The sequence below is a fragment of the Agromyces sp. P1_H4 genome (assembly GCF_056405255.1).
The window spans coordinates 1-12873 of sequence record NZ_JBFUCL010000076.1 but is presented as its reverse complement, the minus strand read 5'-3'; the positions used below and the strand labels follow the sequence as shown (position 1 = coordinate 12873).

At 73.1% G+C, this 12873-nt stretch carries 13 protein-coding genes; 8 read left to right on the top strand and 5 right to left on the bottom strand.

The genetic code is table 11. The features are described from left to right. Positions 1 to 1017 (top strand): ATP-NAD kinase family protein (locus tag AC1DY2_RS07040; protein WP_476761775.1); only part of this gene is annotated, 1017 nt, incomplete at its 5' end. After that, a complete protein-coding gene (locus AC1DY2_RS07035) occupies positions 1007 to 1765 on the top strand; it encodes an SDR family NAD(P)-dependent oxidoreductase (protein WP_476761774.1) in 759 nt (252 codons plus the stop codon). The genes AC1DY2_RS07040 and AC1DY2_RS07035, both read left to right, overlap by 11 nt. Before the next feature lie 101 nt (positions 1766 to 1866). On the opposite strand, the gene AC1DY2_RS07030 is transcribed toward AC1DY2_RS07035, so the two are convergent. The 4 genes from AC1DY2_RS07030 to AC1DY2_RS07015 form a co-directional block, all read right to left on the bottom strand. Further along, positions 1867 to 2250 (bottom strand): RidA family protein, encoded by a 384-nt coding sequence (locus AC1DY2_RS07030; protein ID WP_476761773.1) that lies wholly within the window; start codon positions 2248 to 2250, stop codon positions 1867 to 1869. A gap of 120 nt (positions 2251 to 2370) precedes the next feature. Further along, positions 2371 to 3102 carry an IclR family transcriptional regulator gene (locus AC1DY2_RS07025; RefSeq protein ID WP_476761772.1) on the bottom strand — a complete coding sequence of 244 codons (732 nt, stop codon included), beginning with the start codon at positions 3100 to 3102 and terminating at the stop codon, positions 2371 to 2373. A 1-nt stretch (position 3103) separates the two neighbouring features. Further along, positions 3104 to 4723: an N-acyl-D-amino-acid deacylase family protein gene (locus AC1DY2_RS07020; RefSeq protein WP_476761771.1), complete on the bottom strand. Its 1620-nt coding sequence runs from the start codon at positions 4721 to 4723 to the stop codon at positions 3104 to 3106. A 9-nt stretch (positions 4724 to 4732) separates the two neighbouring features. Beyond that, positions 4733 to 6049, bottom strand: a complete 1317-nt coding sequence (locus AC1DY2_RS07015) for a type III PLP-dependent enzyme domain-containing protein (protein ID WP_476761770.1) — start codon at positions 6047 to 6049, stop codon at positions 4733 to 4735. A gap of 75 nt (positions 6050 to 6124) precedes the next feature. On the opposite strand from AC1DY2_RS07015, the gene AC1DY2_RS07010 reads away from it, so the two are divergent. After that, on the top strand, positions 6125 to 7063 hold the full coding sequence (locus AC1DY2_RS07010) for a sugar kinase (RefSeq protein ID WP_476761769.1): 939 nt from the start codon (positions 6125 to 6127) through the stop codon (positions 7061 to 7063). After that, complete coding sequence (locus tag AC1DY2_RS07005) at positions 7060 to 7686, top strand: bifunctional 4-hydroxy-2-oxoglutarate aldolase/2-dehydro-3-deoxy-phosphogluconate aldolase (RefSeq protein WP_476761768.1); 627 nt, start codon at positions 7060 to 7062, stop codon at positions 7684 to 7686. The genes AC1DY2_RS07010 and AC1DY2_RS07005 overlap by 4 nt, the downstream gene beginning before the upstream one ends. A gap of 18 nt (positions 7687 to 7704) precedes the next feature. Here AC1DY2_RS07005 and AC1DY2_RS07000 read toward each other — a convergent pair whose 3' ends face one another. Then, positions 7705 to 8355, bottom strand: a complete 651-nt coding sequence (locus AC1DY2_RS07000) for a MerR family transcriptional regulator (protein ID WP_476761767.1) — start codon at positions 8353 to 8355, stop codon at positions 7705 to 7707. An 86-nt stretch (positions 8356 to 8441) separates the two neighbouring features. Here AC1DY2_RS07000 and AC1DY2_RS06995 point away from each other — a divergent pair, with 86 nt between their 5' ends. The 4 genes from AC1DY2_RS06995 to AC1DY2_RS06980 all read left to right on the top strand — a co-directional run. Beyond that, positions 8442 to 8861 carry a hypothetical protein gene (locus tag AC1DY2_RS06995; RefSeq protein ID WP_476761766.1) on the top strand — a complete coding sequence of 140 codons (420 nt, stop codon included), beginning with the start codon at positions 8442 to 8444 and terminating at the stop codon, positions 8859 to 8861. Positions 8862 to 8919: 58 nt separating this feature from the next. Then, the gene (locus tag AC1DY2_RS06990) at positions 8920 to 9378 is read left to right on the top strand and encodes a VOC family protein (protein ID WP_476761765.1); all 459 of its coding nucleotides are present in this window, start codon (positions 8920 to 8922) and stop codon (positions 9376 to 9378) included. A 21-nt stretch (positions 9379 to 9399) separates the two neighbouring features. Beyond that, positions 9400 to 10926, top strand: coding sequence for a malate:quinone oxidoreductase (locus AC1DY2_RS06985; protein WP_476761764.1), 1527 nt, complete (start codon positions 9400 to 9402; stop codon positions 10924 to 10926). A gap of 310 nt (positions 10927 to 11236) precedes the next feature. Continuing rightward, a partial coding sequence (locus AC1DY2_RS06980; protein ID WP_476761763.1) for an ABC-F family ATP-binding cassette domain-containing protein occupies positions 11237 to 12873 on the top strand: 1637 nt, incomplete at its 3' end.

Sequence of the window (12873 nt, the reverse complement as noted above, 5' to 3'; positions counted from 1 at the left end):
CTCGTGGCGCTCGCGGTCGTGGCCGCGGGCCGGCCGGGTGCCCGCGTGCTCACGGCGGCCGGCGGGATGGGCGAGGACGTCGTGCGCGAGGCCGGCCTCGAGCCGGTGGTCGTGTTCCGCGCGGACGCCCCGACGAGCGCCGCCGACACCTCGAACGCCGCGCGGGCCATCGCCGACGCGGGAGCCTCGCTCGTGCTGTTCGCCGGCGGCGACGGCACCGCGCGCGACGTCGCGGTCTCGGTCTCGACGGAGGTGCCGGCCCTCGGCATCCCGGCCGGCGTGAAGATGTACTCGCCCGTCTTCGGTGTGAGCCCGCAGGCGTCCGGCGGGCTCGCCGCGGCATGGCTCGCCGCCGATGACGGCCGCGGGTTCCCCGTCCGGGAGCTCGAGGTGCTCGACGTCGACGAGGACGCGATGCGGCATGCCCACGTAGAGCCACGGCTCTTCGGTGAGCTGGCCGTGCCGCATCGCCAAGGTCGGACGCAAGCGCGCAAGGCGGCGACCCCCGCGGGCGAGCAGGCGGCCGTGCTCGGCGCGGCCCGGGGTGCGGCATCCGCCATGCGCCCCGGCGTGCGTTACCTGCTCGGGCCGGGCGGCACGATGGCGGCCCTCGCACAGGAGCTCGGAGTCGCGAAGACGCCCCTCGGCGTCGACGTCGTGCTCGACGGCCGGGTCGTGCGTGTCGGCGCCTCCGAGGCGGAGCTCCTCGATGAGGTGCGCCACGGGCCCGCCAAGGCGGTCGTCACGGTGATCGGCGGCCAGGGCTTCCTGCTCGGGCGCGGCAACCAGCAGCTCTCCGCCTGCGTGCTCCGCGCCCTCGGCGACGACCCGCTCATCGTCGTCGCGCCCGAGCAGAAGCTCATCGACCTCGGCGGACGGGCCCTGCTCGTCGACACGGGCGACGCCGACGTGGACGCGGCGCTCGCCGGGTACGTCCGTGTCGTCACGGGTCCTTCCGCCAGCAGCATCTATCCAGTCCACGCACCAGAACACGAAGGAGAAGGCCATGCGCCTTGAGAACAAGCAGGCCATCGTCACCGGCGGCGCCGGTGGGATCGGACGTGCCACGTCCCTCGCGCTCGCCGCGGAGGGGGCATCCGTCGCCGTCGTGGACCTGAACGCCGAGGCCGCTGAAGCCGTCGCGGCCGAGATCCGGGAGGCCGGTGGGGTCGCCATCGCCATCGCGGCGGATGTCGCGAGCGAGGCCGACATCGAGCGGGTCGTCGCCACCACCGTCGCCGAGCTCGGCGGCGTGGACGTCGTCTTCAACAACGCGGGGATCATCCGCCGCACGACCGCCGTCGAGACCTCGGTCGAGGAGTGGGACCGGGTGTTCGGGGTGAACGTGCGGTCGATCTTCCTCATGTGCAAGCACGTCGTGCCGATCATGGCCGCCGCGGGCGGCGGATCGATCGTCAACACCGGCTCCGGCTGGGGCCTCAAGGGCGGTGGCCGGGCGATCTCGTACTGCGCGTCGAAGGGCGCGGTCGTGAACATGACCCGCGCGCTCGCGATCGACCACGGCCCGCAGGGCATCCGCGTCAACTCCGTGAATCCGGGCGATGTGAACACCGGCATGCTCCGCGACGAGGCGCGCCAGTTGTCGCAGGACGCCGACGCGTTCCTCGCCGAGGCCGCCGACCGCCCCCTGCAGCGCATGGGCGAGCCGCGCGAGATCGCCGCGGCCGTCGTCTGGCTCGCGAGCGACGAGTCGAGCTATGTGACCGGCTCGGCGCTCGTCGTCGACGGTGGCGGCATCGCCTGACCTCCTTGGCATTCACTCGAATACGCAGGATGAGCAGGCCCCCCGCCTCGGATCGACGCTCGCGAGGCCGCTCATCCTGCGTATTCGGTGGGCCCCGCCGCTCAGTCCTGCGGGATCGCCGCCACCACGTCGATCTCGACGAGGATGTTCGCCAGCCGCGAGCCGACCGTGGTGCGCACCGGGTAGGGCTCGGTGAAGAACTCGGCGTACGCGACGTTGTACTCCGCGAAGTCGGCGAGGTCCTCGAGGTGCGCGGTCACCTTCACGACGTCGTCGAAGGTGAGGCCGTACTCGGCGAGCACCGCGCCGATGTTGCGCAGCACCTGCCGGGTCTGCTCGGCGGCGCCGCCCTCGACGACCTGGCCGGTCGCCGGATCCTGCGGGCCGAATCCGGCCGTGTAGAGGAAGCCGTTGGCGACGACGCCGTGGCTGTAGGGCCCGGCGGGCTTCGGGGCGTTCGAGAGCGTGACGGCGGTCTTGGACATGGTTCCTCCGGTGTTCGGTTCGTTGTGGTGCGGGTGGTGCGTGTGGTGGGTGTGGTTCGGTTCGGTGGTTGGTCGGGGTGGCGGTGACGGATGCCGCAGGCGCGCGCCCGCGGCATCCGGTCACCCGATCTCGTCGGCGATCGCGTCGGCGGCCTCCCGCAGGGCGGGCAGGAACGTCTGCAGGCGTTCGAGGTCGGCGACCATCCGCACCGCGCTCACGGAGATCGCGCCGACGACGCCCAGCGAGCTGCGGATCGGCACGGCGATGCAGTTCACGAACGGCTCGAACTCGCGGTCGTCGACGGCCCAGCCGCGCTCGGCCACGACGGCGAGCTCGCGGTCGAGCCGCTCGCGCGTGGTGATCGTGTGCTCGGTGTGGCGCTCCCAGGTCACGCCGCCGAGCACCGCGTCGCGGCCGGCCGCGTCGAGGTTCGCGAGGATCGCCTTGCCGACCGCGGAGCTGTAGGGGATCACGGCCTTGCCGACGCGCGAGTACATGCGCACGCCCGCCTCGTCCTCGGCCTTGTCGACGTAGACGATCGAGCGGTCCATGAGCGCCGCGAGGTGCACGGTGTTGCCGGTGCGTCGGTGGAGGCGCCGCACGTGCTCGGCGCCGGCGTCGCGCAGGTCGAGCGAGTCGAGCGCCTGTCGCGAGAGCGCGGCGAGGYGGGTGCCGAGGGCGTACCGGCCGCTGCCTCGGCGGCGCACCCAGCCGACCTCCTCGAGCGACTGCAGTTCGCGGAACATCGTCGACCGGTGCAGCCCGAACGACTCGGCGAGCTCGGCGACGGTGCGCGGGTCGGCGGCGATGGCGTCGATGATGCGGGCGGCGCGGGTCACGCTCTGCGACATGTCAGGCCTCCTCTGGGTACGACGACTGGTGCGATCTGCGGATGCCGCGGCCGGGCGTCGCTCCGGTGAGCTCGCCGCCCGCGAGCACGGGCACGCCGGCGACGAGCACGTCGTCGATGCCCTCCGCGAGCGCGAGGGGTGCGWCGTAGGTGGCGCGGTCGCGCACGCGGGCGGGGTCCACGAGCACGAGGTCGGCGATCCAGTCCGGGCGGATGCGCCCGCGGCGGCCGAGCCCGAACCGGTCGACGGCGCGCGTGGAGACGAGGGCCGCGGCATCCGGCCAGCCGAGCACCTGCTCGTCGACGACGAGGGAGCGCAGGTAGCGCGCGAAGGAGCCGCGCGCCCTCGGATGCGGGTGGGCTCCGACGAAGATGCCGTCGGAGCCGCCGAGCGCCCGCGGGTGCGCGAGGATCGACGCGAGCTCGGCGGGGGAGCGCTCGCCGCGCACCGCCATGACCACGTTCACCTCGAGCCGCGACGCCACGAGCACGTCGAGGGCGAAGACGGCCGGCGTGGAGCCTGCGCGTCGGGCGGCCTCGGCGAGCGTCAGCCCGTGCGCCCACGCGTACTCGGGCGCGCCGACGTGCGCGAGCGTGAGCATGCCCGGCCAGTCGGGGCCGAGGCTCGGGTAGTCGACGATCGTCGGGAACCAGTCGCGCAGCAGCGCCGCGCGCTCGTCGGGGTCGGCCAGGACGGCCAGCACCTCGGCGGTCGGCCGCACGGTGAGGTACGCGGGCAGGATGGGCATCGCCAGGATCGAGCAGCCTCGCGTGTAGGGATACGCGTCGAAGGTCGCGTCGACGCCGGATGCCGCGAGCTCGCGCAGGAGCTCGTGCACGATCGGCGGCTCGGCGTGGAAGTGCGACACGTGCACCGGGACGCCCGCGTGCCGGGCGATCGCGGCCGCCTCGTCGGTGCCGGCGCGCGAGTTCGCCTCGTACCCGCCGCGCAGGTGCGAGACGTACACGCCGCCGGCCGCCGCGACCGGCTCGGCGAGGGCGGCGAGCTCGGCGGTGAGCGCGAAGACCCCCGGAACGTAGTCGAGGCCGGTCGAGAGGCCGAGGGCGCCCGCGGCGAGCCCGTCGGCCACGAGGGCGCGCATCTCGTCGAGCTGCGCCGGCGACGCGGCATCCGTCGACCGCCCACACACCTCGTGGCGCACCGTGCCCGCCGGCACCAGGTAGCCGGCGTTCAGGGGCGTCGTGCCGTCGTAGCCGGCGAGCAGCGCGCCGACCCCACCGCCGCGATAGCCGGGATGGCGGCCGTTGATCGCGGCGAAGTAGTCGCTCGCGTAGGCTCCGTCGCCCGGGGCGTACGAGACGCCGTCCTGCCCGCCGATCACCGTCGTGACGCCCTGCCGAAGCAGTCCGAGCTGCACGTCGGCGTCGAAGAGGAGCCCGTCGGCGTGGGCGTGCGCATCGACGAAGCCGGGCATGAGCAGGCGCCCGGCGCCGTCGATGACCGTGTCCACGCCGCCGGCGCCCGCGGTCGACGTCGTTCCGGATGCCTCGATGCGAGCGATGCGGCCGGCCTCGACGACCACGTCGACGGTCGCGTCCGGCGCGCCGAAGCCGAAGCCGTCGGCGTCGACCGGGCGCACCTCGCGGATCAGGATCCTCATCGGCCGGACTCAGAAGAACGTGCGCACGAGGTCGACGACACGGGTGCTGCCTGCGTGGTCCACCACCGGCAGCCAGCGGCGCTTGTCGAAGGCCGTGCAGGGATGCGAGAGGCCGAGCGACACCACGTCGCCGACGTCGACCGGCAGCGCGGCATCCGACCGGAGGAACGCGTGCTGGTCGTTGACGGCCGTGACGGATGCCCCGGCGAGCGGCTCCTCCTCAGCCCCGAGCGAGGGCGCGACCCCGAACGGCACGGGCAGGCCCTCGTCGTAGGGGAAGTCGCGCTTGCCGCCGTCGAGCAGCGCGAGGCCCGGCTCGGGATGCGAGACGACCCGGGCGTAGCCGCGCATGGCCGGTGCGAGGGCGGGCCGGCCGGCCGCCGCACGGCCCGCGTCGAGCGGTGAGATGCCGTGGTAGAACCCGTCGTCGTGCAGCAGCGAGGCGCCCGAGCGGAGGATCCATCGCGTGCGGCGGCCGGCCGCGGCATCCGCCTCGATCGCCGGCCCGAACGCCTCGGCGACCAGGTCGAGGTACGCGCTGCCGCCCGCTGTCACGATGAGCGCGTCGGCCCCCGCGTCACCCGACTCGGCGACGATGCGCTGCACGACCTGGTGCAGCTCGACGAGGTCGGCGAGGTAGTCGCGCACGGCCGCGAGCGTCCGGGCCGACCGGTCGTGCCCGAGGCTGCCCTCGTACCCGGCGACGCCTGCGAGGCGCAGCACCGGCGACGCGGCGACGCGACGGGCGACTGCCTCGGCGGCATCGAGGGAGCGAGCGCCGGTGCGGCCCCCCGGGGCGCCGAGCTCGACGAGCACGTCGATCCGCCGGGCCGGCGAGATGCCGGATGCCGCGAGGCCGCGTTCCATGGCCTCGACCGTGTCGGGCGAGTCGACCCAGCACGCGAACGCGAACGCCGCGTCGTCGAGCTCGCCCGCGACGAACGCGAGGGCGTCGGGAGCCACCAGGGCGTTGGCGAGCATGACGGCGGAGATGCCGAACGCGCGAGCGGTGCGCACCTGCCCGGGCGTCGCGAGGGTGAGCCCCGTCGCGCCCGCGTCGAGCTGCAGTCGCCAGAGCGCGGGCGCCATGGTGGTCTTGCCGTGCGGCATGAGCTCCATGCCGTGCGCCGCGGCCCACGCCTGGATGGTGTCCGCGTTGCGGCGCAATGCCCGGGCGTCGAGCACCGTGAGCGGCGTCCAGAACTCCTCGAGGCGCGGTTCGGTAGCGAGGAAGTCGCGCACCGTGAGACCCGCGGCCCGCCGGGGGAGCCCGGTATCGCTCGCGGCGAGCACCTCGTCGCCGAGGTCGTCGATTCCACGCGGCATCCGCATTCCTCTCCCGCATGTTGCACATGTTGCAACCGGCTTGCATCATATCTGCACACCGGCGACGATGACCACGTGAACGACGATGACCGCGCGAATCCCGCACCCGAGGTCCTCGCCGTCGGGGAGACGATGGCGCTCGTGGCGCCGTCCTCAGCCGAGTCCCTCGAGACGRCCCTCGACTTCCACATCGACGCGGGCGGCGCCGAGGCGAACGTGGCCTCGCACCTCGCCGCGCTGGGGCGGGCGGCCGCCTGGGCGGGCGCCGTGGGTGACGACGCGCTCGGCCGCCGGCTCGTGCGGCAGCTCGCGGGGCGCGGCGTCGACACCCGGTGGGTGACGGTGGACGCGGGCGCACCGACCGGCCTGTACGTCAAGGACCCGGGCCGAGGCGTCGGCTATTACCGTGCCGGCTCGGCGGCGTCCCGGCTCGGCCCGGGCGACGTGTCGGCGCTTCCGCTCGACCGGGTGCGGCTCCTGCACCTCAGCGGCATCACGCCCGCGCTCTCCGCGTCATGCGATGCGCTCGTCGACGCGTTGTTCGACGCCGCCGCCGAGCACGGCGTCCCGGTCAGCTTCGACGTCAACCATCGCGCGGCGCTCTGGCCGTCGACGGATGCCGCGGCGCGGCGCCTGCACGATCTCGCCGCTCGCGCCACCGTCGCGTTCGTGGGGCGCGACGAGGCCGAGGCCCTCTGGGGTGTGTCACGCATCGACCAGGTGCGCGCGTTGCTGCCCGAGCCGCCCGTGCTCGTGGTGAAGGACGGCGAGGTCGGCGCCACGGAGTTCGCCCGCCCCGACGACGGTGGGGATGACGTCATGCACGTTCCGGCGCTCACCGTCGAGCTCGTCGAGCCGGTCGGGGCGGGCGACGCCTTCGCGGCCGGGTACCTGCACGCCTGGCTCGACGGTGCGGCATCCACCGACCGTCTCGTTGCCGGACACGCGCGAGCCGTGCTCGTGCTCGCCGACACGGCCGACTTCCCCAGGAGCCCACGAGAGGACCGAGCATGACCAGCAGCGCCGGCGCCGACGTCACGAACGCCGAATTCGACCGGATTCTCGCCGGGCGCCCGCTCATGGCGATCTTCCGCGGGCTCGGCGTCGACCGCAGCATCGAGCTCGCCCGCCGGGCGTGGGAGCTCGGCATCGAGGCGGTGGAGCTGCCCATCCAGTCCGAGGCTGACGTGGACGCGCTCGCCGCGGTCGCGGAGGCCGGCCGTGCCGAGGGGCGGCTCGTGGGAGCGGGCACCGTGGTGTCGACGCGTCACGTCGAGCTCGCGGCATCCGCCGGCGCCGCCTTCACCGTCAGCCCCGGCCTCGACGCCGACGTCGTCCGTGCGTCGGCCGCGGCCGGACTCCCGCCCCTGCCCGGCGTCGCGACGCCCACCGAGGTGCAGGCCGCCATGGCGCTCGGGCTCTCGTGGCTGAAGGCGTTCCCCGCGTCGCTGCTCGGGCCTGCATGGTTCCGCGCGATGGCCGGCCCATTCCCCGACGCACGCTTCGTGGCGACCGGTGGCATGGACGCCCGGAACGCCGCGGCATTCCTCGAGGCCGGTGTGCGCACGGTCGCGGTCGGCTCCGCGCTGGAGGACCCGGCCCAGTTGCCGGCGTTGGCAGCGTTGCTGCGGCGCTGAGGCCCCGGCTGACGGGCGTCAGGCCCCGTCCGGCCCGGACGTCAGGCCGTCCGCCCCGAGCGTGCGCTGCGCCGCGACGTCCTGGTGCGCCAGGCGCCGCAGGGCGAGCAGCACGGGCTCGTAGAGGGCGGTGCCGAGCACGGTGTACTCGACGGCCGCGTGCGGTTCGGACGGCATCTGCTCGAGGTCGAATTCCGCGAGCTCCCGAAGCTGGCGGCCGTATTCGAGCAGTCGCGGCTCGCTCAGCGGCATCCCCGCGTCCTCGGTCGCGGTGAGGGCCGCCTCGAGCTGGGCGACCGCCGCGAACCCGGGATCGTAGACCTGCCCGAGCGCCTCGAGGGCGGCGCGTGCGCGTGGATAGGGATCGGGGTCGTCGACGGATGCCGCCTCGACGGCCGGAGGCAGCGCACTCACCGCGCTCCCGAGCGTCTGGTAGAGGTCGTCGCCCGGGTCGTCGATGAGCTCGAGGATCGTGCGTGCCTGCTGCACGCTGAGCCCGACAGGTCCGGTCAACGCGCGGATCAGCCGGAGGCGGCGCACGTGCGCGTCGTCGTAGGCGGCCTGCGTGGCCGAGGTGGAGCGCCCCGGTTGGAGGAGGCCCTCGCGCAGGTAGAACTTGATCGTCGCGACGGGCAGCCCCGAGGCACCGGCGAGTTCCGAGATCCGCATGCCGACTCCTTGCACTGGATAGTTCAACTCTCTAGTATTGGAGAGTACAACTATCCAATCATGCACCAGCCAGGAAGGACCACGCCATGCCGGCCCCGAACGACCTCATCCTCATCGGCATCCTGCTGCTCGCGCTCGTCACCGTCGAGAGCGGCGGCTACTTCCTCACGCGCGTGGTGCGCGGCCATGTTTCGGCCAACCGCCTGCAGGGCAACTTCTACCGGGCCGGGCACGCCCATGCGGCCGTGCTGCTCGTGCTCTCGATGGTGATCCTCTCAGTGATCTCGTACGCCGCACTCGACGGGTTCTGGATGCAGCTCGCACGTCTCGGCGTGCCCATCGCGGCGATCCTCATGCCCGCGGGCTTCTTCCTCTCAGTGCTCGGCCGTGATCCCCAGCGGCCGAACCGGCTCATCGTGCTGCTCTGGCTGGGCGTCGTCTCGCTGACCGCCGCGCTCATCACCGCCGGGATCGGGCTCATCATGGGCGGCGTCGCGGCGCTCTGAGCGGCTCGCTGAGCGGCGCTTCGGRCCGGGCCTGCCGCCGGGGAGTAGCGTCGGCGCTATGGCCATTCCCCAGCGCTTCTCCCTCGTGACCCTCGGCGTCTACGACGTCGACGCGGCCACCGCGTTCTACCGTCGGCTGGGATGGCGCCAGTCGACGCACTCGGCCGACGGAATCACGTTCTTCCGCACGCCAGGGCCGATCATCGCCCTCTGGACGAGCCCGCAGCTCGCGGTGGACGGCGGCCTCGCGACCGAGGTCGACGCGCCCTCGGCGCCCGGGTTCCGGGGCGTCTCGCTGTCGATCAACCTCGACAGCCGCGACGAGGTCGACGTGGCGCTCGACGAGTGGCTGGCGGCAGGCGGCGAGGTCTCCAAGCCCGCCGAGGCGACCGAATGGGGCGGCTACAGCGGCTACGGCCGGGACCCCGACGGCAACCTGTGGGAGTTCGCGCACAACCCGTTCTGGCCGCTCGACGACGCCGGCATGCCGCAGCTCGACGGCGGCGAGCTGGACTGACCCGCGCCCCTCGGGCCGGGGATGTCACCCGGTCAGGGGCACCTTCGCAGCGCACCTAGACTGGAATCCGTGAATTCAGAGGAAACCGTCGACGTCGTGCTGATCGGCGGGGGCATCATGAGCGCGACGCTCGGCTCCCTGATCTCCCAGTTGGAGCCCGACTGGAGCATCCGCGTCTACGAGCGGCTCGGCGAGGTCGCGCAGGAGTCCTCGAACGCGTGGAACAACGCCGGCACCGGCCACGCCGCGCTCTGCGAGCTGAACTACATGCCCGAGGGCGCCGACGGAACCGTCGACGCGAGCAAGGCCGTGTCGATCAACGAGCAGTTCCAGATCAGCCGCCAGTACTGGGCGCACCTGGTCTCCACGGGCGCGCTGCCCGAGCCGCACAACTTCATCAACTCCACGCCGCACATGACGTTCGTGAAGGGCGCGGCGAACATCGACTACCTCCGCCGCCGGGTCGAGGCGCTGAAGGACCAGCCGCTCTTCCCCGACATGGAGTTCACCGAGGACCTCGAGCGCATCGCCGAGTGGACCCCGCTCCTCGCCAAGAAGCGCAACCCGAAGCAGAAGGTGGCCGCGACGCGCATCGCCGCCGGCACCGACGTCGACTTCGGCGCCCTCACGAAGTTCCTCTTCGAGGACATCTCGCGCCGCGGGGCGTCCATCCAGACGAACCACCAGGTCACCTGGCTCAAGCGCCAGAAGGACGGCACGTGGAAGCTGCGCGTGCGGCACACGGTCGGCCAGACGCCCAAGGTCGTGAACGCGAGGTTCGTGTTCGTGGGCGCCGGCGGCGGCGCCCTCGCCCTGCTGCAGCACTCGGGCATCGAGGAGATCAAGGGATTCGGGGGCTTCCCGATCTCGGGCCAGTTCTTGCGCACCACGAACCCGAAGGTCGTGGCCCAGCACCAGGCGAAGGTCTACGGCAAGGCGGCCGTGGGTGCGCCGCCCATGTCGGTCCCGCACCTCGACACCCGCGTGGTGGACGGCGAGACGGCCCTGCTGTTCGGCCCGTACGCGGGCTTCACGCCGAAGTTCCTGAAGACGAGCACCTGGTTCGACCTGCCGTTCTCGATCCGGCTGCACAACCTCGGCCCGATGCTCCAGGTCGGGCTCAAGAACTTCGACCTCGTGAAGTACCTCGTCTCCGAGCTGCTCGCCTCCCGCTCGAAGAAGATGGCCGCGCTGCGCGAGTTCATGCCCACGGCGAAGGACGCCGACTGGGAGCTCATCACGGCCGGGCAGCGCGTGCAGGTCATGAAGAAGGACCCGAAGCAGGGCGGCATCCTGCAGTTCGGCACCGAGATCATCACGGGCGCCGACGGCACCATCGCCGGCCTGCTCGGCGCGTCGCCGGGCGCCTCCACCGCCGCGCCGATCATGCTCGACGTGCTCTCGCGGTGCTTCCCCGCGCGCATGGAGGCGTGGGAGCCGAAGCTGCGCGAGATGATCCCGAGCTACGGCACGAAGCTCTCGAGCGACCCCGCCGCCGCCGAGGCGTCGCTCGCCGAGACCGCGAAGGTGCTCGACCTCACCGCCTAGCCGCCACGAGACATCGCTTGCCATCCGCCGGCGGCGTCTGTTATCGTCGACCCCGCTATGAAGTGAGCACATCCCATCGTCCCGCGCCTGAGGCGCCGTAGACACCGGGTGTGCACGCTGAGCTGATCGCGACAGTGTCGCGCGCGCACCCCTCGTGACGGCGAATGCCCGGCGGGACTTCCTCTCCGCTCCCGGGTCGACGCCCGCGCCATCGTGCCGCCTGCGCGCCGGTCGGTGCATCGTCCGCGCGCGTCCGCCATCGGCGGCGTCGCGCGTCGACCCGGGAGCCTTCGCGAACGGACGTTCCCGCATGGCTGTACACCTCTCACACTCCCTCCACCTGCACGCCGACGGGCTGTCGGCGTCCTACGGCGGCCGCCGCGTCTTCACCGACCTCGGCTTCGCCGTCCCGCCCGGGCAGCGGCTCGGCCTGATCGGCGAGAACGGCGTGGGCAAGTCCACGCTGCTCCGCCTCATCGCCGGCGTCGACGGGCGCTCGGATGCCGCATCCGCTGCACTCGACGACGCCGATGTCTCGGGGCGGCTCACCCGTCCCATTCGCACGGGGCTCCTCCGCCAGGAGCTGCCGTTCCGCCCCGACCAGCGCCTCCGCGACGTGATCGAGGCCGCCCTCGCCGAGGTGCGGGCCATGGAACGCGAGCTCGACGAGGCCGCCGCGGCACTCGCCGCCGAGGGCGCGTCCGAGGCTGCCGTCGTCGCGGCATCCGCCCGCTACTCGACGGCACTCGACGCGGCCGAGCGCGCCGACGTGTGGTCGGTCGAGTCCCGTCGCGACGAGGTCCTGGACGGGCTCGGCGTCTCGGGCATCAGCCTCGATCGCCGGATCGACGAGGTCTCGGGCGGCCAGCGCAGCAGGTTCGCGCTCGCGGCGCTGCTGCTGTCATCACCCGACGCGCTGCTGCTCGACGAGCCGACCAACCACCTCGACGACGACGCCGCCACCTACCTCGAGGACCGGCTCCGCGGCTGGCGCGGGCCGGTGCTCTTCGCGAGCCACGACCGCGAGTTCCTCGATCGCGTGGCGACGGCGTTGCTCGACCTCGATCCCGGACGGGCGGGTGCGCTGCAGCTCGCGGCGTCGGGCGCAACGGCCGGAGCCTCGCGCGACGAGGTGCTCGCGGCATCCGGCGGCACCGTCTTCGGCGGCGGCTTCAGCGAGTACCTGTCGGTGAAGGCCGAGGAGCGCGAACGCTGGCAGCGCCAGTACGACGACGAACAGGAGGAGCTGCGCCGGCTGCGGCTGGCGGCGAACGACGCGGCGCGGAACGTCTCGCACGGGCGGGCGGCGACCGACAACGACAAGTTCATCACCAAGTTCAAGCGCGCCAACGTGGAGCAGACGGTGTCGCGACGCGTGCGGAACGTCGAGCAGCGGCTCGTCACGCTGGAGCGGGAGCAGGTGCGCAAGCCGCCCGCGCTGCTCGAGTTCGCCGGCATCCCGTCGGGCTCGCACGCGCTCGAGGAGCCGTCGGGGCTGCTGCTCCAGCTCTCCGACGTGTCGGTGGCCGGCCGGCTGGAGGTCGAGTCGCTGCAGGTCGCGCCGCTGACGCGGCTGCTGGTGACCGGCGCGATCGGCGCGGGCAAGTCGACGCTGCTCGGCGTGCTCGCCGGCACGCTGGCGGTCGACGCCGGTACCGTGCACCGGCGGAGGGGGCTGCGGGTGCAGCTGCTCGAGCAGGACGTGCGGTTCGCCGATCCGGATGCCACGCCGCGGCGCCTGTACGAGCGGGTGCTCGGCGCGCGCCGGGCCGAGCAGGTGCCGCTGACGAGCCTCGGGCTCATCGCGGCGCGGGACGCGGACCGCCCGGTCGGCGCGCTCTCCGTGGGGCAGCAGCGCCGGCTCGCTCTCGCGCTCGTCATCGCCCGGCCGCCGCACGTGTTCCTGCTCGACGAGCCGACGAACCACCTGTCGCTCGGGCTCGCCAC